This window comes from Bacillus sp. FSL K6-1005, from assembly GCF_038000225.1.
In the GTDB taxonomy this organism is placed as follows: domain Bacteria; phylum Bacillota; class Bacilli; order Bacillales; family Bacillaceae; genus Bacillus; species Bacillus mojavensis.
Genome location: NZ_JBBOBP010000001.1, coordinates 1,961,167 through 1,981,425, shown reverse-complemented (window position 1 = coordinate 1,981,425; position 20,259 = coordinate 1,961,167). Strand labels below are relative to the sequence as shown.

Sequence of the window (20,259 nt, the reverse complement as noted above, 5' to 3'; positions counted from 1 at the left end):
AACCATAAAACAATAAACCTTATTAGTGGTAAACAACGCCACTAGGAGGATAAAACTTGTTCAAAAGGAGCAACAGCCTGCGCATTGACCTTCCAACCCCAGAACATCCTGACCCAAATGCTCTAGCCGTGGTTCAAAAGCTGTTAGGCGGCAAATTTGGTTGTCCACTCTCAATCATTACATGTTCCAATCCTGTAACTTTCGCTGCAAGAAAAAAGTAAAACCGTTTTACGACGATCTCGTATCAAGCATTACGGCTGAAGGATTATGTCTTTAATGCTGACAGGTTCGGCATTTAAAGGTGATCCCGATGTTTTACACCGATGAGAGATGCAAAAAATAAACGCAATTCCCAGCATCTTATTGAAACGGCTAAACGTATCCGTTTGATTCGATGGGGAAGTCTGGACTGGTGAAAATGGGTTTAACAGCGGAAACCTGATGCTGCTGGATTTGCTCATGTGCGGCGGCGTTCACATCGGGGCTTATGCCAAAGCGCTTGAGGTTGCGACTGGCGGAAGTATCGGCAAAATGCATCCAATCCCGAATCCCGTTATTCAAAAGAAGATTTTGACAAAATTGCAAAAAGGCTGTTGGATTCTGCCGGAATATCAAAAAAACTATAATTGTGTGTATGACATTCCAAAAAAAGCCTCAAACTACGTAAAAATAGTTTTTTCACTTTTTTTCTTTTCTTAAATTCAGCAGGGAAAATGCCATCCTGTCCGACTTTATGGTATGATGCTCAATAGAACTTGTATTATAATAAATACTTGTTGATTTGAAGTTGTTTTTTGAAAGGAGTCTTTTTTTAGAATGTCACAATTAATGGGTATCATCACACGGCTGCAAAGTCTGCAAGAAACGGCGGAAGCGGCTAGCGAGCCAATGCAGCGCTACTTCGAAGTAAATGGTGAAAAAATATGCAGTGTTAAATATTTCGAAAAAAATCAAACGTTCGAACTGACGGTTTTCCAAAAAGGTGAAAAGCCGAACACATATCCGTTTGATAATATCGACATGGTTTCAATCGAAATCTTTGAACTTCTGCAGTAAGACTTTTGATATAGGGGAAACAAGCTTTCGCTTTGCAGCATGTAATCGAAATAAACGGTAAGGAGCATACTTGTTTCTTGGTTGTAAATCCTTGAAAAGGAGTGTCGTCATGGCCGATTCTTTTCTGTTTTATAATCTTTCAGAAGCACAGATGACCTTTCAAGATGTGATGGAGCGGCTTAAAGCCTTTATCCGAAAGGACCCCCGTTCTTCATATGTGTTATCGATCGGAACCGATTCTCAGGTTTATCGTGATTACACAAAGTTTATTACTGCATTACATTTGCATCGTACCGGCAAGGGAGCTTGGGGCTGCTTGAAAAACCACGCAGTCGACAGACCCATACATAGCCTTCGTGAAAAGATTTCGTTAGAAACGGCGTACAGTCAAGAAACAGCCGCCTATATTCTGGATGGACACTTGATGGATATTACCGATCTGCTCCTGCCTTTTACAGGTGAAGGGGCGGATCTTACATTTGAGGTTCACTTGGATATTGGGAAAAAAGGGCTTACAAAAGAACTGATTCAAGAAATGACAGGACGTATTACTTCAATGGGGATTGAGGCTAAAATCAAACCGGATTCATACACAGCCTTCAGCTATGCAAATCGTTTCACAAAATAATTCCGGCTCGCAAGCCGAGGGAAATGTCGAATTATGCGGTTGACGATTGTTTTCTGATTACTTATTCTAGCGGTAGAGCTGAAAGTAAGTTTTCTTGCTTTCAGAGGTATTCAGTATAAAACAGGGGGCCTGATTACGAATGAGTCTTATCGGTGAACGATTTACAGAAGAAGAACAAAAACTTCTGCTGAATATCCTGATCAATCATGAGTATGCTATCGAGCTTTTAAGCAGTGAGATCAACGATATAGAGACAGGAACCAAAAACGTTGACGGAACCACCTACAAAAAACTTGTAACGCTATACGACCGATTTCGATTTGAAAATTAATGGAACACTTTATAATTGATACTCCTCAAAAGAGTATCTTTTTTATTGAGGAAACTTTTCGACAAATACTGATAAAGTTTATATTATTGTAGTATAGGGAATGTATGTGTTGATGAAAATGAAAAGGGGTCGAAAACATGATAAGCTTGCAATCAGATCAGCTTCTTGAGGCAACAGTCGGACAATTTATGATTGAGGCGGACAAAGTAGCGCACGTTCAAGTTGGGAACAACCTGGAGCACGCTTTATTAGTGCTGACAAAAACAGGATACACGGCCATCCCGGTGCTGGATGCGTCTTATCGTTTACACGGCTTAATCGGGACAAATATGATCATGAACAGCATTTTTGGTCTTGAAAGAATTGAATTCGAAAAGCTTGACCAGATTACCGTAGAGGAAGTCATGCTGAGTGATATTCCGCGTCTTCATATAAATGATCCGATTATCAAAGGATTCAGCATGGTCATTGATAACGGGTTTGTTTGCGTTGAAAATGATGATCAGGTCTTTGAGGGGATCTTCACGAGAAGAGTGGTTTTGAAGGAATTGAATAAGCATATTCGCTCGTTGAACAAGTAGGCTGCTCGGCCTATTTTTTATTATTATTTGCAGAGCAATAAAGAAAGCGCATACATAAATTGGGGTGAAAAGGACTTGAATGATAAACTAAGTTTTTATTAGAATGGGAGATAAGAAAAACTTATTGATAATAAAAAGGAGGACGACATGCAGCTTCAAGAGCTTCATATGCTCGTAGTTTTAGCTGAGGAGTTAAATATGAGAAAGGCGGCTGAACGGCTTTTTGTATCCCAGCCGGCTTTATCTCAGCGTTTACAAACCATTGAAAAGGCGTGGGGGACAAAGATATTTTTAAGATCCCAAAAAGGATTGACGGTAACGCCGGCCGGAGAGAAAATCATTCAGTTTGCGAATGACGTTACGTCAGAGCAGGACAGAATTAGAGAAAATATCGATGAGCTCGAAGGAGAAATTCACGGCACACTGAAGCTCGCTGTCGCCTCTATCATCGGCCAGCATTGGCTTCCTAAAGTTCTGAAAACGTATGTGGAAAAGTATCCGAATGCAAAGGTTTCGCTTATTACCGGCTGGAGCAGCGAAATGCTGAAAAGCCTTTATGAGGATCAGGTTCATATTGGCATTATTAGAGGAAACCCCGAGTGGAAAGGCCGCAAAGACTATTTAATGACAGACCATCTGTATTTAGTCGATACTGAAATATCCTGTATAGAAGATATTGCTCATACAGAACGGCCGTTTATCCAATTTAAAAGCGACAGCACTTATTTTCAGGAGATTCAGCATTGGTGGCATCAAAAATTTAAAACGTCGCCAAAACAAACTATATTGGTTGATCAGATTGAAACGTGCAAACAGATGGCGCTGCACGGGATCGGATATGCGATTTTGCCGTCTGTTACCCTTCAGAACGAAGACAAAGTCAATAAAATGCCTCTGTTAGACGGTAAAGGAAACCCTATCGGGCGGGATACGTGGTTATTAGGCTATGAACCTGCTTTTGAACTGAAGCAAGTTCAAGCTTTTGTTTCAGTTGTAAAGGAGATGCTTGATCAAGAACACCCATTTTAAGAGAAAAGACAGCACAAGGCTGTCTTTTTTTATTTACATATTGACAATGAAAATCATTATCATTTAAAGTGGTACATATGATATTGAAAATCATTATCAATTATGAGGTGATAACATGGCAAAAGCCTTGATTACATATGCCAGCATGTCAGGAAATACCGAAGACATTGCAGGAATTATAAAAGATACGCTGCAGGAATATGGTTTAGACATTGATTGCATCGATATAGATGACGCAGAAGCATCGGCTCTGACTTCTTATGATTATGTGCTCATTGGCACCTATACATGGGGGGATGGCGATTTGCCTTACGAAGCAGAGGACTTTTTCGAAGAGGTTCAGCAGCTCGAGCTGAACGGCTTGAAAACAGCTTGCTTTGGCTCGGGTGATTATTCTTATCCAAAATTTTGCGAAGCTGTCAATCTGTTCAGTGACATGCTGCAAGAGGCGGGAGCTGCTGTCTATCAAGAAACACTTAAAATTGAGCTTGCCCCTGAAACGGATGAGGACGTGGAAAGCTGCAGAGAATTTGCAAGAGGTTTTCTTGCATGGGCAGATTTTGTGAACAAGGGAAAAAGCCATGTTTCATAAAGGTGCGACAGCTGTTGCGGCATCATCGTTTTCTGGCTATTTTGTGGCAGTAAAAAGAGAGGGCATTTTTCATTATTCTTTGGAACAAGGCTGGAAGAAGCTTTTTCGTTTAAAAGCGAAAATACACTGCATCAGTTACATCGGTCCTTATTTATTCGGTGTCGGTGAAAAGGGAACGATCATTCGTTCATCTGACGAGGGGAAAACATGGTCGATATCGAGCTTCCCGACAAATGCGACAGTGTGGGCGATTACGGGCAGGAATGATGGATTTGTTTGCGCCCATGGCAAACATTGCGTTTATGTATCAGAAGACTTCGGTATTTCGTGGCGGGTTGCCAAACCCTTTGCGGAATTTGAACATCCGCCTGTTATCCGTTCACTGTGTCTGCACGGTGGTAATCTGTATATTGGTACACAAATACACGAATGCTTCGGAGGGATTTGGGCTTACGATTTCACACAAGACGCTGTCCGAATGGTAAAAAAAGAAGACAACCGTATGACGGCATCCATGCTAGTGTTCAATGAAAAATGGCTGGTTGCTGCAATGGGCTCTGTAAAAGGGAAACGCGGAGCCGTCATTGCACAGCATATTTTAACGGCTGAAGAAGTCACGATACATTCCAGCATGATGAAAAAGGAAGAATCGTTTCTTGATATTTCAGAGGATGATGGCATTATTTATGTCACAACGGCTCAAGATGAAAATGGCTATTCGAGGATTTATCAGGCTGATCTTGAGGCCCGAGAGCTAAGATGGTTTGATACCATTAAAGGTCATGGCTGGAGAGTGGCCAATCAAAGAGAAAATTTCTTTTGTGCAGGTTTGTATGAATGTAAATTTGTCCAGCCGTACGAAGTTTCAGCAATGATTCATTAGAGGAGGAATACGGAATTGGGGAAGATTTTGCTGGTTTACGCAACGATGTCAGGCAACACAGAAGCCATGGCTGATTTGATTGAAAAGGGACTTCAGGAAGCGGAAGCGGAAGTAGACCGTTTTGAAGCGATGGACATTGATGATGCTGAGCTGTTTAATGATTATGAACATATCATCTTAGGAACCTATACATGGGGAGACGGAGATTTGCCTGACGAATTTCTCGACCTTGCCGAAGAAATGGATGCACTTGACTTTACCGGTAAAACCTGCGCCGTTTTCGGTTCCGGTGATACAGCATATGAATTTTTCTGCGGTGCTGTAGATACACTTGAAGAGAAAATAAAAGATCGAGGCGGCGAAATCGTGCTTCCTTCCGTAAAAGTTGAAATGAATCCTGAAGGGGAAGAAGAGGAAGCATTAAAGGAATTCGGCAGACAATTTGCTAGAAAAAGCGGCTGTGCTGTCTGATAGATGCAAGAAGAAATGCCGAGCGCCTGTTTCCTTTTTTTCTTGTCTTTGTATCTTTCCTTTGATACAGTAATGAGGTAGAAAATCAGGAGGAGGACTATACATATGAAAATGATGGATGCAAATGAAATTATTTCATTTATTCAAAATAGTACAAAATCTACACCTGTAAAGGTTTATGTAAAAGGTGAGCTGGAAGGAATCAATTTCGGTGAATCTGCGAAAGCTTTTCTAAACGGAAACACTGGTGTTGTTTTCGGTGAATGGAACGAAATCAAAACAGCAATTGAAGAAAACCAAAGCAAAATCGAGGATTACGTGGTTGAAAATGACCGCCGCAACTCTGCGATTCCTATGCTTGATCTTAAAGATGTAAAAGCGCGCATCGAGCCGGGTGCGATCATCCGCGACCAAGTTGAAATCGGCGATAACGCAGTCATCATGATGGGGGCTTCTATCAATATCGGATCAGTTATCGGAGAAGGTACAATGATCGATATGAACGTTGTCCTTGGCGGACGAGCTACTGTCGGTAAAAACTGTCACATCGGTGCGGGTTCTGTGCTTGCGGGCGTTATTGAGCCGCCATCCGCTAAACCGGTTGTCATTGAAGACGACGTTGTGATCGGCGCAAATGCTGTTGTGCTCGAAGGTGTAACAGTTGGTAAAGGAGCTGTTGTAGCTGCGGGTGCGATCGTAGTAAACGATGTTGAGCCATACACAGTTGTTGCAGGAACACCTGCTAAGAAAATTAAAGATATCGATGAGAAAACAAAAGGCAAAACTGAAATCAAGCAGGAATTACGCCAGCTGTAAGGAATGATTTGATCAAAAAGGCGTGGATGATATATCCACGCCTTATTCGTATAGGCAGGAGGACATGAAAATGAAGAAAGAGGAGCTTATTGCAATCCGCAGAGATCTACACCGTATTCCCGAGCTTGGATTTCAGGAATTCAAAACACAGCAATATTTATTAAACGTCTTGGAGCAATATCCGAAAGACAGAATTGAAATTGAGAAATGGAGAACAGGACTTTTTGTGAAAGTGAACGGAACAGCGCCGGAAAAAATGCTCGGATACCGAGCGGACATTGATGCGCTATCAATCGAAGAGCAGACAGGGCTGCCATTCGCATCAGAGCATCACGGCAAAATGCACGCCTGCGGACACGATTTGCATATGACGATTGCGCTGGGCATCATCGACCACTTTGTTCATCAACCTGTTAAGCAGGATCTGCTCTTTTTATTCCAGCCGGCAGAGGAAGGTCCAGGCGGAGCGGAACCGATGCTAGAGAGCGACGTTTTGAAAAAGTGGCAGCCTGATCTCATCACTGCGCTTCATATTGCTCCAGAGCTGCCGGTCGGAACCATCGCGACAAAAAGCGGTTTGCTTTTTGCGAATACATCAGAGCTTGTCATTGACCTGGAAGGCAAAGGGGGGCATGCAGCTTATCCGCACTTAGCTGAGGATATGGTTGTAGCGGCAAGCACACTCGTTACTCAACTGCAAACAATCATCTCCAGAAATACGGACCCGCTGGACAGCGCTGTGATTACTATCGGTACGATTACGGGCGGCTCCGCGCAAAATATCATTGCGCAAACAGCTCACCTGGAAGGCACAATCCGCACGCTTTCTGAAGAATCCATGAAGCAGGTAAAGGAACGGATCGAAGATTTAGTGAAAGGAATCGAAATCGGCTTTCGCTGTAAAGGAAAAGTGACGTATCCGTCTGTGTATCACCAAGTTTACAATACAAGCGGGCTCACAGAGGAATTTATGTCTTTTGTTGCTGAGCACAAATTGGCACAAGTAATTGAAGCAAAAGAAGCGATGACCGGAGAGGATTTTGGCTACATGCTGAAAAAATATCCGGGTTTCATGTTCTGGCTCGGCGCTGATTCATCGCACGGACTCCATCACGCGAAGCTGAATCCTGATGAAAATGCGATCGAAACAGCGGTTAACGTGATGACAGGTTATTTTTCTGTTTATGCCAATTAAGTACAATGGAAAGAATAAAATGCCATATGATGAGCACCCTATTTAACGGAGGTGTTCTTTATGACAAAAAAAATTGGAATTGAACAGTCGTTATCAGATGTAGAAGCTGCATTAAGAGAAAAAGGATATGACGTTGTCATGATGAAAAGTCCTGCAGATGCAAAAGGCTGTGACTGCTGTGTCGTAACAGGGCTAGACAACAATGTGCAAGGTATTGCCGATACAGTAACACAAGCACCAGTCATTACAGCTTCCGGGATGACTGCTGAAGAAATTTGCAGCGAAGTTGAAAGCAGAATTCAGTAAAGTAAAAACCGAAGCAAAAGCTTCGGTTCTTTTGTTATTCTGTTTCTTTAGGAAAAGCGCGGTCGAGTGCGGTTTTTATTTCTTTTCTCAGCACGCGTTCGACCCGCCACTGTTCCATATTTTCTGTTTTGGCAATGACCCTGATCACAATTTCAGAGGTTCCCAGCTCTTGAATGCCGATAACATTAGGGCCCTCTTTAATTTGCGGAAGAGCAGCTGCCGTTTCGTCACATACATGTTGTAAGATGTGAATGGTTTCATCGAGGTTTCTTTCAGCAGGGACTTTAATATCAACCAGCGCCTGCATCGTTCCGCGGGAATGGTTGCTTACATTTGTGATGTTCCGATTCGGGATATAATGCAGTGTGCCGTCAAAGCTGCGGATTTGGGTCGTTCTTAAACCGACCTGCTCCACAATTCCATTAAAGGTTGCAACCGTTATATAATCTCCGACATCCAATTGTTTTTCAAGCAGAATAAAAAAACCTGTCACGATGTCGCTGACAAGGCCTTGGGCGCCAAAACCGACCGCCAGACCTACAATTCCCGCACCTGCTAAAAGAGCGCTCGGATCGTAATGAAACAAATCCAGAACCATAACGAAAAAAATAAAAATCAATATGTAAGCAAATACATTAAGTGTCAGGCTTCGGAGCGTGTGAGCCCGTCCAATAGTCAGGTTGTTTTGCGCTTCAAATTTTGCAAATAGATGTTTAATAATTCTCATGCCTACAGATCGAACGATAAAATAGAGGCAAATCATAATGACGAGCTTAATGAGTAAAACACCCGCATTGGTGACAAGACCTGCCCAATCATAGTGTGTAATAAAATCCATGTTGGAGCTTCCTTTCTGAATGTGTTGCAGCATGTTAAAAGTTGTTTCCCTGTTCATGAACATGTTAAACTTTTTATCGTAAAATGTCGAAGGCAAAGACATGTATTCTTTGTTAAAAATTGACTGTGAAAATGCGCTTCGATATAATGGTCATTGTGATGTTATTAACGAAATAAGGGATATTTTCCTTTATTTTCTTATCCGTCTGGCTTTTAAAGCCAAACTATCAATTGGAGGGATACATATGGCAGAACGTATGGTAGGTAAACAAGCTCCTCGTTTTGAAATGGAAGCAGTCCTTGCAAATAAGGAATTTGGCAAAGTTAGTCTTGAAGAAAACATGAAAAACGACAAATGGACGGTTCTTTTCTTCTATCCAATGGACTTTACTTTTGTCTGTCCGACAGAAATTACAGCGATGTCTGACCGTTATGACGAATTCGAAGATCTTGATGCTGAAGTGATCGGCGTTTCAACTGATACAATCCATACCCACTTGGCGTGGATCAACACAGACCGCAAAGAAAATGGTCTAGGTCAGCTGAAATATCCGCTTGCTGCTGATACTAACCATGAAGTATCCCGAGAATATGGCGTTTTAATTGAAGAAGAAGGCGTTGCACTTCGCGGATTGTTTATTATCAATCCTGAAGGCGAGCTACAATATCAAACGGTTTTCCATAACAACATCGGCCGTGACGTTGATGAAACGCTTCGAGTGCTGCAAGCACTTCAAACAGGCGGACTATGCCCGGCTAACTGGAAACCAGGTCAAAAAACACTTTAATTCTTTTTGAGAACGAAAGAAAAAGGTCTAACAATTCGTTAGGCCTTTTTGACTCTTACTGCTCACTAGGAGGAAAAAGCGATGAAATTACGTCAGCCAATGCCTGAATTGACAGGAGAAAAAGCTTGGTTCAACGGTGAAGTAACAAAAGAACAACTGATTGGAGAAAAACCGACACTTATTCATTTCTGGTCTATCAGCTGTCACCTGTGCAAAGAAGCAATGCCGCAGGTGAATGAATTCCGTGACAAATATCAAGACAAGCTGAACGTTGTAGCTGTTCATATGCCTCGTTCCGAAGACGACCTGGATCTCGACAAAATCAAGGAAGTAGCTGCTGAACATGACATGACTCAGCCTATTTTCGTTGATAGCGACCACGCTTTAACCGACGCATTTGAAAACGAGTATGTGCCTGCGTACTATGTGTTTGATAAAACCGGCCAGCTTCGTCATTTTCAAGCGGGCGGCAGCGGCATGAAAATGCTTGAAAAACGTGTGAACCGCGTTCTGGCTGAAACAGAACAAGCAGCTGAATAATGTTGCGCAAATAAAAAAACCTGAGGTTATCAGGTTTTTTTATTTACGGAAAAAAGGAAAAGAGTAAGAAGCTTATTTTTCCATATTTGGGTATAAGAAAAACCTTTTTTAATGACTTATCTTCTAAAAAAGAGACCTAATTTCTTATGTTTTTCTGCAAATTTAGATATTTTTCATATCTCAGAACGCGAAAATTGTAGATATTACACTAAATTTCATTAAAGAAGTAATTAAAAGATAGATTTTCAACAATATTCCAAATGATTGACATAAGCTTTGAACCCTTGTGGATAAAGAGGTCTGTTGAAAAATAAAACGTTTTCAGAAAATAAGGAATTTTTCATAGAGTAAATATAATAGTAAAATGCTAAAATAATAGTTGATAAAATTACTTTTGTAATCTAATATCTTAATTAAAGATGTTAATTCTGATAGGGGGTACATTGAGGAATGTTTAATGAAAGAGAAGCTTTGCGCTTGCGATTAGAACAATTAAATGAAGCTGAAGTGAAAGTCATTCGTGAATATCAAATTGAACGCGATAAAATATACGCAAAATTAAGAGAGCTGGACAGAAATGGAAGCCCTTCCGAAACGAAAAAAGAGTTCCGTTCTGAAAGAAAAACCGACTCTCTGCCAGTTCTCGCCGAGCTTGCAGCTCAGGAAATCAGAAGCTATCAGCCGCCATCACAGCAGCAGTCCGCCCAGCCTCAGCTTCAAACTATTTCCTCTCTTCCTGCCGGTATACCAGATGGAGCGACAAGAAGAAGAAGAGGAACGGCAAGACCGGGGTCAAAAGCAGCTAAACTGCGTGAAGCGGCTATTAAAACATTAAAACGCCACAACGCGGCAATTAAAAGTTCCGAACTTCAAAAAGAGATTGAAAAGGAAAGCGGTCTGGAAATTCCTAATATGACAACGTTTATGCAAAGCTTAATTAAAATGTATCCTGAAGTGAAAAAACCGTATCGCGGCCAGTACATTTTAGAGGGCGAAATTGAATCCGTTGAATCAACTGAATCAGCAACAGAATAAGCACACAGAAAAACTGCTTGGCGAGCTCAAGCAGTTTTTTTATTATTGGGTTTTTTTCGAGGAAGGTTTATTTTCTTTTTCAAGATTAAGCTTATACACCCATTTTTGATAAGGTTTTTCTTCGGCGGCGCGGCTCTTCAGCTCTTCAATTTTATGATTGATAAGCTGGTCAGATGATTGGGCTCTGGTCAGCTGTTTTTGAAGCTCATTTACTTGTTTTGTGACATCTTCAAGGATGGTCTCTACATGACTTGACGGTGCGTAAACGGTTTGAGCTTCTTCTGCCGTTTTTTCTTTCTGTTTCGCGCCGCCATCAATATCGGCAAAATGAGAAGCAATCCAGGCATCACTTTCATCAAGCTGCCGTTTGTACGAAATAATAGTTTCTTGAAATAGTTTTTCTTTCGTTTTTTCTATTTCAAGCAGCCTTTCTTTCGTTTCTATGATTCGATCTTTCATATGATCTATTTCTATTTTGATATGTTTTAGCTGGTATTCTTTTTCTATCATTTGCTCTTTTAAGCGTCCGTTTTCGGCTTTTATCGTTTCGGCTTGCTGCTTTGCTTGAAACAATTCGTGCTGTTCTCGCTGGATAGAGGTATTAAGATGAATGATTTGTTTATGCAAATTTTTATTTTCTTCCTCAATTTTGATTTTTTCGATATGAAGCTTATGTTTTTCTTCAATTTCAGTTTTGCGTTTGTAGGTTTCCGCGGAAAGAAGCTCCTGCAAGGTGACGATTTTATCGAGCAGTTCGGCTCTCATTTGATGCAGTGTATGGCTCGTATGGGAGGCGTGTTTTTCTTTCATTGACATTTGCTTTAACTCAGCAGACAGCTGCTGAAGTTTTTCTTTCATATTGGTATTTTCTTTGAGCAGTTTGTTATTTTTCTGATGGAAGTAGCTTGCCTCAAGCTCGGAAATAAGTTTATGGCACCTTGACAGCTCTGATTTTAAATAAAGGTTCTCCTGTGACACGTCATGGAAAAAAGGACCTGATCTTTTCAAGCGAACCATCTCCCTCATGATGTTAACATTACAATATGCAAATACTGAACAGCTATTCCTCTTTAATAAACAGACAAGCATTGGCGTTGGAGCCTTGCTTTTGCTATGCTTTTGGTAACTAGAGGTGAGAGCATGAAACATATAAATGTACTTTTAGCAGGAGGAGCCTCACGCCGATTTGGGGAGCCAAAGGCTTTTGTAAAATGGAAAGGCCACATGTTTTACGAGTGGGCTAAAAAGGCGCTTGGTGAGCAAGCGGTCATCATCAGCCGTCCCGAGTTTATCGATAGATTTCAAGAAAATGGCGAAACCGAAGTATATCAAGACGCGGAGCCGTTCCAGGGAATGGGCCCATTGGCTGGTATCTATACTGCTTTTGAAAAGACAGACGGTGACCTTTATACGATTCTATCCTGTGACACACCGTTAATACGTAGGAGGACGATGGCGGAGCTCAGGCGCATGGTGACTGCCGATACGGACGCAGTCATCCCGATATCAGGCGGACGAGAGCAGCCATTGATAGCACTGTATCATAAAAGGATCATGCCTATTCTATATGAACAGCTATCCGAGAAAAAATTAAGAATATCAGATTTGTTAGACCGTATTTCAGTTCGTTACGTACAGGCAGAGGAAATCGCGGCGGTGCCCGAAGAGTTTATGAATATTAATACACGCGATGACTATAGGCGTTTGGAAGAATTCAAAACATTCTCCTGCTGGGACTGACGGGAGAAAAACATGGTATGATTGACATAAAAGATAAGGAGATCAGGTTTGATGGAGGAGCGTTATTCACGGCAAATCAGATTTAAGCAAATTGGAGAAGAGGGCCAGCAAAGACTGGCAGACAGCCGCGTGCTGATCGTAGGAGCAGGAGCGCTCGGAACAGCCGGAGCTGAAGGGCTTTCGAGAGCGGGAGTGGGAACCGTCACCATCATTGACCGTGATTATGTAGAATGGAGCAATCTGCAAAGGCAGCAGCTCTATACAGAAAGCGATGCAGAACTCCGCATGCCGAAAGCTATGGCTGCCAAAGAACATTTATCCGCTATAAACAGCGGCATACATATTGAGGCATATGTTACAGAGGGGACGGCTGAAACACTTGAACCGCTGATTGAAAAAGCGGATATTGTTATCGATGCGACAGATAATTTTGAAACACGTATGCTTATCAACGATCTAGCTCAGAAAACAAAGACACCGTGGATTTATGGCGCATGTGTAAGCAGTCAAGGGATGTTCATGACGATCATACCGGGGGAGACACCTTGTTTGTCTTGTTTGTTTGAACAAATTCCTGTCGGCGGAGCGACGTGCGATACAGCGGGGATTATTCCCCCTGCGGTCCATATGGTTTCAGCCTATCAGCAGGCAGAAGCACTGAAACTGTTAACGGGAAACATAGAAGCGATACAGCGCGGCTTTGTCACGTTTGATGTCTGGAACAATTCACATATGAAAATAAACGTTAGCGATGTACGAGTCGAAGATTGTCCGTCATGCGGCGCACACGCAGTTTATCCTTATCTTCAAGACTGGAACACGCCAAAAGCCGCTGTACTGTGCGGCCGTGATACGGTTCAAGTCAGATCAGAGTCATTAAAAAGAATACCGAAGCAGGAGCTCGTCAGTCGGCTGAAAACAATCGGCAAGGTAGAGGCCAATGCATTTTTGCTTCATATCTATTATGAACATTTTAGAATCGTCATTTTTAATGACGGACGGGCTCTGATTCACGGAACAAGTGATGTGAAAGAAGCCAATTCTGTGTTGGCAAGAGTAATCGGATTGTAACAACAGGAGGGTTCAGAATGCTGGAGAAAAGAACACCGATACCGGTAGATGAAGCTGTTCGGCGTGTCGGCCGATTTCAAAAACGAGGGGAAACAGAATGGGTGGCGCTTGAAAACAGCCTTCACCGATTTTTAGCTGAAGATGTAACGGCAGATCACCATGTGCCTGCATTTGACCGTTCGCCATATGACGGTTTTGCTGTCAGAGCATGCGATACGGCTGAAGCTTCACGCGAGCACCCTGTCCGCTTTGAGGTCATTGACCATATCGGAGCAGGGGCTGTATCTGAGAAAGAACTTGCTGCGTTTCAGGCAGTGCGAATCATGACAGGTGCGCAAATTCCAAAAGGCGCGGATGCCGTGGTCATGATTGAGCTGACTCAAACCTTTGAAGAGAATGGTCAGCCGTTTATGTCTTTAAAACGCCGCTTCCACCCAGGGGACAATATTTCAAAAACAGGTGAAGATGCTAGAAAAGGGAGCGTTTTAGTCAGAAAGGGCACTCGAATTACCCCGGGAGTAACAGCTCTTCTGGCAACCTTTGGATACGCTTCTGTGCCTGTCGTGAGAAAGCCTGTTGTTGGGATCATCGCAACCGGCACAGAATTGCTGAATGTCAGTGACCCGCTGGAGCCGGGGAAAATCCGTAACAGCAACGCAAGTATGGTATATGCACAAGTCCTTGAAGCGGGCGCTTCACCTCTTTACTTAGGGAAAATTTCCGATGATCTTGATCAAAGCTTTGCTGCGGTCAAAGAAGCAATGGAAAAGGTTGATTTTCTAATCACAACAGGCGGCGTGTCAGTTGGTGACTTTGACTTTTTGCCTGCAATCTATGAAAGACTCGGGGCGGAAGTGCTCTTTAATAAAGTTGCTATGCGTCCAGGAAGTGTAACGACTGTCGCTCATGCAAATGATATGCTGCTGTTTGGGCTGTCAGGTAACCCATCGGCATGCTATGTCGGTTTTGAACTGTTTGTAAAACCGATGATCCGGACATGGCTGCTTCATGATAAACCGCATCCCATTTGCGCAGAAGCTGTTTTGACTAAGGACTTTCCTAAGCCAAATCCTTTTACCCGATTTGTACGTGCTTATGTACACCATAAGGAAGGAAAGCTGTTAGCGGCTCCCGTTGGATTGGATAAGTCAAGCTCTGTCACTTCACTTGCAGAGGCGAATGCGTTTATCATCCTGCCGGGCGGTACGAGAGGTTACGAATCGGGCAGAACGGTTCACGTGCTGCTGATCAGAGAAGAGAATGGAAGTGAGTGGCCTTGGTCCGTCCTTTCCCAATCGTCCAAATTGTAGGGTTCCAAAACAGCGGAAAAACAACGTTGATAGAGCGTATACTTAAAAAAGCCGCACAACAGGGGCTGCATGCAGGCTGTTTGAAGCATCATGGTCATGGAGGCGAACCGGAAGCATTCACTGAAGGAAAAGACACTAACCGTTACCAAGCCGCAGGAGCTTATATAACAGCAGTAGAAGGAGCGGGTGTTTTACAGCTTACGGCCCGCCGTAAATGGGATCTCCCGCAGCTGATCGAGTTATATCGCTTTCTCGATATGGATTGCCTGCTCATAGAAGGCTTTAAAAAAGCTCCTTACCCTAAAGTCGTTATAGTACGAGATAAGGATGATCTGGCCGAACTGCAGGCAGTAAATATAATCGCAATCATGTACAGAGAAAAAGAACAAATGGCTTCGCACCAAGGATTACCCGTTTTTCACGCGGATGATCCAGCAGGAGTTGATTATGTGCTTTCACAGCTGAAGGGGGAATCTGTGTAATGGGTCGATTTGAGATCACGAAAACACCCATCGTTACTGAAGATATCATAAAAAAGGTAGAGAAACGGGAAGCTGGAGCTATTACCACGTTTATCGGGACGGTTCGGGAGTGGACAAACGGAAAAAAAACAATCAGGCTGGAATATGAGGCTTATGAACCGATGGCTGTGCAGATGCTGGCCCAAATCGGGGCTGAAATAGAAGAGAAATGGAAAGGTGCCTCAGCTGCTATCACACACCGGATCGGTGTACTGGATATCGGCGAAGCGGCAGTTGTCATCGCTGTATCTTCTCCCCATCGAAAAGCTGCTTATGAAGCCAATGAGTATGCAATCGAACGCATTAAACAAATAGTGCCTATTTGGAAAAAAGAAATTTGGGAAGACGGAGAGCAATGGATTGGTGACCAGCTTGAGACAACAGCTTATCCGAATGGAAAACCAGATCTAAGTGAGGGAGAGCAGCATGATTAAAATTCTTTTGTTTGCGGGACTTGCTGAAAAGGCCGGCATGTCAACGCTTGAAATTGATATGGAACAAGCAACAACCGATGATGTAAAAGCAGTATTAAAGGAACAATACGGACTTGAATCAATTGATACGGCTATGATTGCCGTAAATGAAAGCTACGTCAAAGAAAATACTTCTGTATCTTCCGGTGACACGGTGGCTGTTATTCCTCCTGTCAGCGGGGGATGAAAACCGGACGGCGATAAAGCCGTCCGGTTTTTGCGTTAGAAGCCATATCTCTCGTTTTTTGCATATCCTGCTCCTCATCCTGCATACAATGATTTTCTGTAAGCATTTATTTTACATAGTCCCACCATATAAAGTAAGAGACCATCTCCATCATTAGATTGAATTTTGGAAAAATAATAGAAATTTATTTCGGGAATCGATATAGTAAGGGTGAAAAAACTGGAAGGGTGCTGGATATGGAGACATTTAAAAGATTAAAATCATTTTATTGGCCGTACAGAAAGGTGTTTATGTGGTCGCTTCTGGCGATGTTTTTGATGACAGCGATAACGGTCGTTTATCCGATCATTCTTCAAATTACGATTGATGAGATCGTACTGGGGAGACAGTATCAGCTTGCAGTATGGGTCAGTCTGGGATTTATTGCGGTAATGGCTGTAAAAGGAACCGCCACTTTTTTTCATCAGTATTTAGGTGATATGTTTGGAATCAAATCTGTTTATCGGCTGAGAAATGGCCTGTATGGAAAACTGCAGAGGCTTTCTTTTTCTTACTATGACAATGCCAAAACAGGTGATTTGATGTCCAGGCTGACAGCCGATGTTGAGGGGCTTAGGTTTTTTTTATCCTATGGGCTTGCTGAGTTTATTCGATTCGGCTTGCTGGTTGCGATCAGCTTATCAGTCATGTTTTACTATTCGGTCCCTCTTACGCTGGTAACAATCGCTGCTTTGCCTTTTCTGGCGATCACAGTATATCAATTTGACAAAAGAGTACACCCTGCCTTCCGAGATATCAGAAAATCGTTTGCGAAGCTCAATACAAAGGTGCAGGAAAATATCAGCGGCATCAACACAGTTAAGTCACTATCAAGAGAAGATTTTCAAATTAGCGCCTTTAATAAGGCAAATGCGGCCTACAGAACAACATATTTACAAACGTCATTCATCTGGTCTGCGTATTTTCCGCTGATGGAATTTATCGGCAATATTTGTATTGTGGCTCTTCTTTCATACGGCGGCTATTTGGTCATGCAAAATCAGCTGAATCCGGGTGAGCTTGTCGCTTTCTTCAGTCTTGTCAGTTATATGATGTGGCCGATCATGAACTTAGGTTTTGTGATTAATATGTTTTCTCAGGCAAAAGCCTCAGGAGAGCGTCTGTTAGACATTCTTGATGAAGAGGAAGACATTAAAGACCATGCTCATGCTTTACACCAGCCAAAGTTAACCGGAGATGTCTCATTCAAAGATGTGACTCTCGCATACAAAAATGAGCAAACGAACGCGCTTTCCAATGTAAGCTTTGAAGCAAACAGCGGAAAGATGATCGGACTTTTGGGCCCTACGGGATCTGGAAAAAGCTCAGTCACACAGCTCCTCACTAGATTTTACAGTCCGGCAGGAGGAATCATCACGATTGATCATAAACCTATCACAGATTATTCATTAAAAACCCTTCGCTCAAATATTGGAGTCGTACCTCAAGAATCATTCCTATTTTCATCTACTATTCGATCAAATATTTCATACGGGAAGCCGGATGCTTCGATGGAGGACGTTATAGCTGCGGCAAAAAGGGCTCAGGCTCACGAGTTTATTATGGAACTGCCTGACGGATATGACACCATGCTTGGAGAAAGGGGGATGGGGCTTTCAGGCGGCCAGAAGCAGCGGATTGCTATTGCCAGAGCCATCTGCTTAAACCCAAGCATTTTAATATTAGATGACGCTACAAGTGCAGTAGATATGCAAACGGAGCACAGCATACAACTTGCGTTAAAAGATGTCATGAAAAACCGCACAACGTTTATCATCGCTCACCGCATTTCATCACTGAAACACGCAGATGAAATTCTCGTCTTCGATAAAGGCAGCATTCGTGAAAGAGGCACTCATCACGAGCTTCTTGCCAAAAACGGCTATTACAAAAAGATATACGATTTGCAATACCGGGATGCCAATATGATAAATGAGCCGCATCAGGTCGGATAGGGAGGAACATATGAAACAAGCAAAAAAACAGGGGATTTTGGAGCGTTTCTATTATTCTTCAGATGAAATCATTGAAAAACCGTTTAACTGGGCTCAAATGTGGCGGCTGTTAAGCTATGTCAAACCGTATCGAAAAACAATTCTGCCGCTTTCTTTTCTCACCGTTTTGATTGGGACTGCTGTGAAGCTTGTCATTCCCATTCTGATCGGTGTTTATGTTCTCGATCAAGCCATTACAGCAAAAAATTCGGAATTGCTGATGCAGCTGATGATTTTGATCAGTGTTTTATACGCAGTTAATTATGCAGCCAATATGCTAAGGATCAGATGGATGAACCAGCTTGGCCAGCATGTCATTTACGATTTGCGCCAGCATTTATTTACCCATGTGCAGCGCTTGTCCCATCGATTTTTCGATCAGAGATCGGCAGGGTCTATTCTCGTCAGAATTATGAATGACATTAACTCCCTTCAGGAGCTTTTCACAAGCGGCGTAATTAACTTATTAACAGATTTATTGCTTTTGGCGGGAGTCGTCATCATTTTATTCACGCTAAGTCCTGAACTGACCATAGCCATCATGGTGACTCTGCCGATTATGTTTTTTATTTCAACAAGTCTCAGAAAAAAAATCCGCCGTTCATGGCAAACGGTGCGCCTGAAGCAATCAAAGCTGAACTCCCATTTAAACGAAAGCATCCAAGGTATCCGCGTAACGCAGGCTTTCACGCAGGAGCAAGAAAACATGACGTATTTTGACGGAGTCAATCAAGAAAACTACCAATCATGGCGGGAAGCAACAAGAAAAAATGCTGTGTTCCGTCCGCTGGTAGAAATGACAAATGCGATAGGAACAGCCGTATTAATATGGTATGGCGCCACACTCATCATGAACGAAACCATTACGATAGGTGTCTTCGTATCTTTTGCCTTCTATTTAGGCATGTTTTGGGAGCCTATTTCAAGATTAGGCCAGGTTTATAACCAATTGTTAATGGGGATGGCCTCGTCAGAGCGGATTTTTGAATTTTTAGATGAACAGCCGAACGTCAAGGAAAAACCGGAAGCCATTCATAAGAAAAATATAAAAGGCCATATCAGCTTCGAAGAGGTTGAATTTTCTTATGATGAAAAACGAAAGGCTCTTCATTCTTTCTCCTTTTCCATTCCTGCAGGCTCTACACTTGCACTTGTCGGACACACAGGGAGCGGGAAAACAACGATTGCCAATTTAATCAGCCGTTTTTATGATGCAACAGGAGGAACCATTAAAATAGACGGCATTCCGATAACAGACCTATCCCTTGCCAGTTTGCGCTCTCAAATCAGCATTGTGCTTCAAGACACGTTTATTTTCTCCGGAACGATTATGGAAAATATTCGCTTCGGAAGGCCGGATGCCTCAGACGAAGAAGTAATAAAAGCTGCTCAAGCAGTCGGAGCGGATGAGTTTATTTCTGGTTTAGCAGAAGGATACGAAACAGAGGTGGAAGAAAGGGGAAGCGTATTATCCGCCGGTCAGCGCCAGCTCATTTCCTTCGCAAGAGCGCTGCTCGCAGATCCTGCTATTATCATTCTTGACGAAGCCACGGCAAGCATTGATACAGAGACAGAGGTCAAAATCCAGCAGGCTTTAAAAACATTGCTGAAAGATCGTACAGCCGTCATGATTGCCCATAGACTGTCCACGATCCGCGACGCCGACCATATCATCGTTCTAGATCACGGCAGGAAAATAGAAGAGGGGAATCACGAACAGCTGCTTGGGAAAGGAGGTATTTACGCAGGACTGGTGAAATCGCAGTACAGCATCGCTGCAGAATAAAAGCCTTCAGTTTTAACATCAGGAAGGTCTTTTGTATGATTTGGATATTT

Annotated in this window: 24 protein-coding genes and 1 pseudogene; 23 read left to right on the top strand and 2 right to left on the bottom strand. The window is 42.7% G+C overall.

The genetic code is table 11. The annotated features are described in order from the left end of the window. Positions 1-56 precede the first annotated feature (56 nt). From NST16_RS10325 to NST16_RS10270, 12 genes and pseudogenes are all read left to right on the top strand, one after another. Positions 57-549 (top strand): annotated as a pseudogene (locus NST16_RS10325) (manganese catalase family protein); the annotation flags it as partial. Positions 550-816: 267 nt separating this feature from the next. Then, on the top strand, positions 817-1,056 hold the full coding sequence (locus NST16_RS10320; RefSeq protein ID WP_010334055.1) for a YkuJ family protein: 240 nt from the start codon (positions 817-819) through the stop codon (positions 1,054-1,056). A 109-nt stretch (positions 1,057-1,165) separates the two neighbouring features. After that, positions 1,166-1,684, top strand: coding sequence for a ribonuclease H-like YkuK family protein (locus NST16_RS10315; RefSeq protein ID WP_010334056.1), 519 nt, complete (start codon positions 1,166-1,168; stop codon positions 1,682-1,684). Between the two features lie 139 nt (positions 1,685-1,823). Then, positions 1,824-2,015 (top strand): AbrB antirepressor AbbA, encoded by a 192-nt coding sequence (gene abbA, locus NST16_RS10310; protein WP_003218673.1) that lies wholly within the window; start codon positions 1,824-1,826, stop codon positions 2,013-2,015. A gap of 137 nt (positions 2,016-2,152) precedes the next feature. Beyond that, complete coding sequence (gene cbpB, locus NST16_RS10305) at positions 2,153-2,596, top strand: cyclic-di-AMP-binding protein CbpB (protein ID WP_010334057.1); 444 nt, start codon at positions 2,153-2,155, stop codon at positions 2,594-2,596. 147 nt (positions 2,597-2,743) lie between these two features. Next, positions 2,744-3,625, top strand: a complete 882-nt coding sequence (gene ccpC, locus NST16_RS10300) for a transcriptional regulator CcpC (protein ID WP_010334058.1) — start codon at positions 2,744-2,746, stop codon at positions 3,623-3,625. A 115-nt stretch (positions 3,626-3,740) separates the two neighbouring features. Further along, positions 3,741-4,217, top strand: a complete 477-nt coding sequence (locus NST16_RS10295; protein ID WP_340886258.1) for a flavodoxin — start codon at positions 3,741-3,743, stop codon at positions 4,215-4,217. Continuing rightward, positions 4,207-5,100, top strand: coding sequence for a WD40/YVTN/BNR-like repeat-containing protein (locus NST16_RS10290; RefSeq protein ID WP_268471159.1), 894 nt, complete (start codon positions 4,207-4,209; stop codon positions 5,098-5,100). The genes NST16_RS10295 and NST16_RS10290 overlap by 11 nt, the downstream gene beginning before the upstream one ends. Positions 5,101-5,115: 15 nt before the next feature. Continuing rightward, the gene (locus NST16_RS10285) at positions 5,116-5,571 is read left to right on the top strand and encodes a flavodoxin (RefSeq protein WP_229148106.1); all 456 of its coding nucleotides are present in this window, start codon (positions 5,116-5,118) and stop codon (positions 5,569-5,571) included. A gap of 105 nt (positions 5,572-5,676) precedes the next feature. Next, positions 5,677-6,387, top strand: coding sequence for a 2,3,4,5-tetrahydropyridine-2,6-dicarboxylate N-acetyltransferase (dapD, locus tag NST16_RS10280; protein WP_010334062.1), 711 nt, complete (start codon positions 5,677-5,679; stop codon positions 6,385-6,387). A gap of 70 nt (positions 6,388-6,457) precedes the next feature. Then, a complete protein-coding gene (locus NST16_RS10275; RefSeq protein ID WP_268505548.1) occupies positions 6,458-7,582 on the top strand; it encodes an N-acetyldiaminopimelate deacetylase in 1,125 nt (374 codons plus the stop codon). Positions 7,583-7,642: 60 nt separating this feature from the next. Next, complete coding sequence (locus NST16_RS10270; RefSeq protein WP_010334064.1) at positions 7,643-7,888, top strand: YkuS family protein; 246 nt, start codon at positions 7,643-7,645, stop codon at positions 7,886-7,888. 34 nt (positions 7,889-7,922) lie between these two features. Here the strand turns inward: NST16_RS10270 and NST16_RS10265 are convergent, their stop codons facing one another. Next, positions 7,923-8,726, bottom strand: coding sequence for a mechanosensitive ion channel family protein (locus NST16_RS10265; protein WP_010334065.1), 804 nt, complete (start codon positions 8,724-8,726; stop codon positions 7,923-7,925). A gap of 244 nt (positions 8,727-8,970) precedes the next feature. On the opposite strand from NST16_RS10265, the gene ahpA reads away from it, so the two are divergent. From ahpA to rok, 3 genes are all read left to right on the top strand, one after another. Beyond that, positions 8,971-9,513, top strand: a complete 543-nt coding sequence (gene ahpA / locus NST16_RS10260; protein WP_010334066.1) for a biofilm-specific peroxidase AhpA — start codon at positions 8,971-8,973, stop codon at positions 9,511-9,513. 81 nt (positions 9,514-9,594) lie between these two features. Further along, positions 9,595-10,053: a thiol-disulfide oxidoreductase YkuV gene (ykuV, locus tag NST16_RS10255; RefSeq protein WP_010334067.1), complete on the top strand. Its 459-nt coding sequence runs from the start codon at positions 9,595-9,597 to the stop codon at positions 10,051-10,053. A 450-nt stretch (positions 10,054-10,503) separates the two neighbouring features. Beyond that, positions 10,504-11,088: a transcriptional regulator Rok gene (gene rok / locus NST16_RS10250; RefSeq protein WP_010334068.1), complete on the top strand. Its 585-nt coding sequence runs from the start codon at positions 10,504-10,506 to the stop codon at positions 11,086-11,088. A 42-nt stretch (positions 11,089-11,130) separates the two neighbouring features. Here rok and NST16_RS10245 read toward each other — a convergent pair whose 3' ends face one another. Continuing rightward, positions 11,131-12,096 (bottom strand): hypothetical protein, encoded by a 966-nt coding sequence (locus NST16_RS10245; protein WP_010334069.1) that lies wholly within the window; start codon positions 12,094-12,096, stop codon positions 11,131-11,133. Positions 12,097-12,228: 132 nt separating this feature from the next. On the opposite strand from NST16_RS10245, the gene NST16_RS10240 reads away from it, so the two are divergent. The 8 genes from NST16_RS10240 to NST16_RS10205 all read left to right on the top strand — a co-directional run bounded on the left by NST16_RS10240 (position 12,229) and on the right by NST16_RS10205 (position 20,209). After that, positions 12,229-12,828 carry a molybdenum cofactor guanylyltransferase gene (locus NST16_RS10240; protein WP_168747654.1) on the top strand — a complete coding sequence of 200 codons (600 nt, stop codon included), beginning with the start codon at positions 12,229-12,231 and terminating at the stop codon, positions 12,826-12,828. Between the two features lie 51 nt (positions 12,829-12,879). Beyond that, positions 12,880-13,899 (top strand): MoeB/ThiF family adenylyltransferase, encoded by a 1,020-nt coding sequence (locus NST16_RS10235; RefSeq protein ID WP_095714704.1) that lies wholly within the window; start codon positions 12,880-12,882, stop codon positions 13,897-13,899. A gap of 17 nt (positions 13,900-13,916) precedes the next feature. Beyond that, complete coding sequence (locus tag NST16_RS10230; protein ID WP_268505562.1) at positions 13,917-15,209, top strand: molybdopterin molybdotransferase MoeA; 1,293 nt, start codon at positions 13,917-13,919, stop codon at positions 15,207-15,209. Further along, entirely contained in the window at positions 15,170-15,691 is a 522-nt protein-coding gene (gene mobB, locus NST16_RS10225) for a molybdopterin-guanine dinucleotide biosynthesis protein B (RefSeq protein ID WP_340886240.1), read from the top strand. Before NST16_RS10230 ends, mobB begins: the two co-directional genes overlap by 40 nt. Beyond that, positions 15,691-16,164 carry a molybdenum cofactor biosynthesis protein MoaE gene (locus NST16_RS10220; protein ID WP_095714706.1) on the top strand — a complete coding sequence of 158 codons (474 nt, stop codon included), beginning with the start codon at positions 15,691-15,693 and terminating at the stop codon, positions 16,162-16,164. Before mobB ends, NST16_RS10220 begins: the two co-directional genes overlap by 1 nt. Next, the gene (gene moaD, locus NST16_RS10215; protein WP_340886232.1) at positions 16,157-16,390 is read left to right on the top strand and encodes a molybdopterin converting factor subunit 1; all 234 of its coding nucleotides are present in this window, start codon (positions 16,157-16,159) and stop codon (positions 16,388-16,390) included. Before NST16_RS10220 ends, moaD begins: the two co-directional genes overlap by 8 nt. Positions 16,391-16,626: 236 nt before the next feature. Further along, positions 16,627-18,384 carry an ABC transporter ATP-binding protein gene (locus tag NST16_RS10210; protein ID WP_340886229.1) on the top strand — a complete coding sequence of 586 codons (1,758 nt, stop codon included), beginning with the start codon at positions 16,627-16,629 and terminating at the stop codon, positions 18,382-18,384. Between the two features lie 10 nt (positions 18,385-18,394). Beyond that, a complete protein-coding gene (locus tag NST16_RS10205; RefSeq protein ID WP_340886228.1) occupies positions 18,395-20,209 on the top strand; it encodes an ABC transporter ATP-binding protein in 1,815 nt (604 codons plus the stop codon). Positions 20,210-20,259 lie beyond the last annotated feature (50 nt).

Excerpts from the sequence above, each read along its gene's own strand:
- NST16_RS10320 (WP_010334055.1), top strand. The coding sequence starts at position 817 with ATGTCACAATTAATGGGTATCATCACACGGCTGCAAAGTCTGCAAGAA.
- NST16_RS10315 (WP_010334056.1), top strand. The coding sequence starts at position 1,166 with ATGGCCGATTCTTTTCTGTTTTATAATCTTTCAGAAGCACAGATGACC.
- abbA (WP_003218673.1), top strand. The coding sequence starts at position 1,824 with ATGAGTCTTATCGGTGAACGATTTACAGAAGAAGAACAAAAACTTCTG.
- cbpB (WP_010334057.1), top strand. The coding sequence starts at position 2,153 with ATGATAAGCTTGCAATCAGATCAGCTTCTTGAGGCAACAGTCGGACAA.
- ccpC (WP_010334058.1), top strand. The coding sequence starts at position 2,744 with ATGCAGCTTCAAGAGCTTCATATGCTCGTAGTTTTAGCTGAGGAGTTA.
- NST16_RS10295 (WP_340886258.1), top strand. The coding sequence starts at position 3,741 with ATGGCAAAAGCCTTGATTACATATGCCAGCATGTCAGGAAATACCGAA.
- NST16_RS10290 (WP_268471159.1), top strand. The coding sequence starts at position 4,207 with ATGTTTCATAAAGGTGCGACAGCTGTTGCGGCATCATCGTTTTCTGGC.
- dapD (WP_010334062.1), top strand. The coding sequence starts at position 5,677 with ATGAAAATGATGGATGCAAATGAAATTATTTCATTTATTCAAAATAGT.
- NST16_RS10275 (WP_268505548.1), top strand. The coding sequence starts at position 6,458 with ATGAAGAAAGAGGAGCTTATTGCAATCCGCAGAGATCTACACCGTATT.
- NST16_RS10270 (WP_010334064.1), top strand. The coding sequence starts at position 7,643 with ATGACAAAAAAAATTGGAATTGAACAGTCGTTATCAGATGTAGAAGCT.
- NST16_RS10265 (WP_010334065.1), bottom strand. The coding sequence starts at position 8,726 with ATGGATTTTATTACACACTATGATTGGGCAGGTCTTGTCACCAATGCG.
- ahpA (WP_010334066.1), top strand. The coding sequence starts at position 8,971 with ATGGCAGAACGTATGGTAGGTAAACAAGCTCCTCGTTTTGAAATGGAA.
- ykuV (WP_010334067.1), top strand. The coding sequence starts at position 9,595 with ATGAAATTACGTCAGCCAATGCCTGAATTGACAGGAGAAAAAGCTTGG.
- rok (WP_010334068.1), top strand. The coding sequence starts at position 10,504 with ATGTTTAATGAAAGAGAAGCTTTGCGCTTGCGATTAGAACAATTAAAT.
- NST16_RS10240 (WP_168747654.1), top strand. The coding sequence starts at position 12,229 with ATGAAACATATAAATGTACTTTTAGCAGGAGGAGCCTCACGCCGATTT.
- NST16_RS10235 (WP_095714704.1), top strand. The coding sequence starts at position 12,880 with ATGGAGGAGCGTTATTCACGGCAAATCAGATTTAAGCAAATTGGAGAA.
- NST16_RS10230 (WP_268505562.1), top strand. The coding sequence starts at position 13,917 with ATGCTGGAGAAAAGAACACCGATACCGGTAGATGAAGCTGTTCGGCGT.
- NST16_RS10220 (WP_095714706.1), top strand. The coding sequence starts at position 15,691 with ATGGGTCGATTTGAGATCACGAAAACACCCATCGTTACTGAAGATATC.
- moaD (WP_340886232.1), top strand. The coding sequence starts at position 16,157 with ATGATTAAAATTCTTTTGTTTGCGGGACTTGCTGAAAAGGCCGGCATG.
- NST16_RS10210 (WP_340886229.1), top strand. The coding sequence starts at position 16,627 with ATGGAGACATTTAAAAGATTAAAATCATTTTATTGGCCGTACAGAAAG.
- NST16_RS10205 (WP_340886228.1), top strand. The coding sequence starts at position 18,395 with ATGAAACAAGCAAAAAAACAGGGGATTTTGGAGCGTTTCTATTATTCT.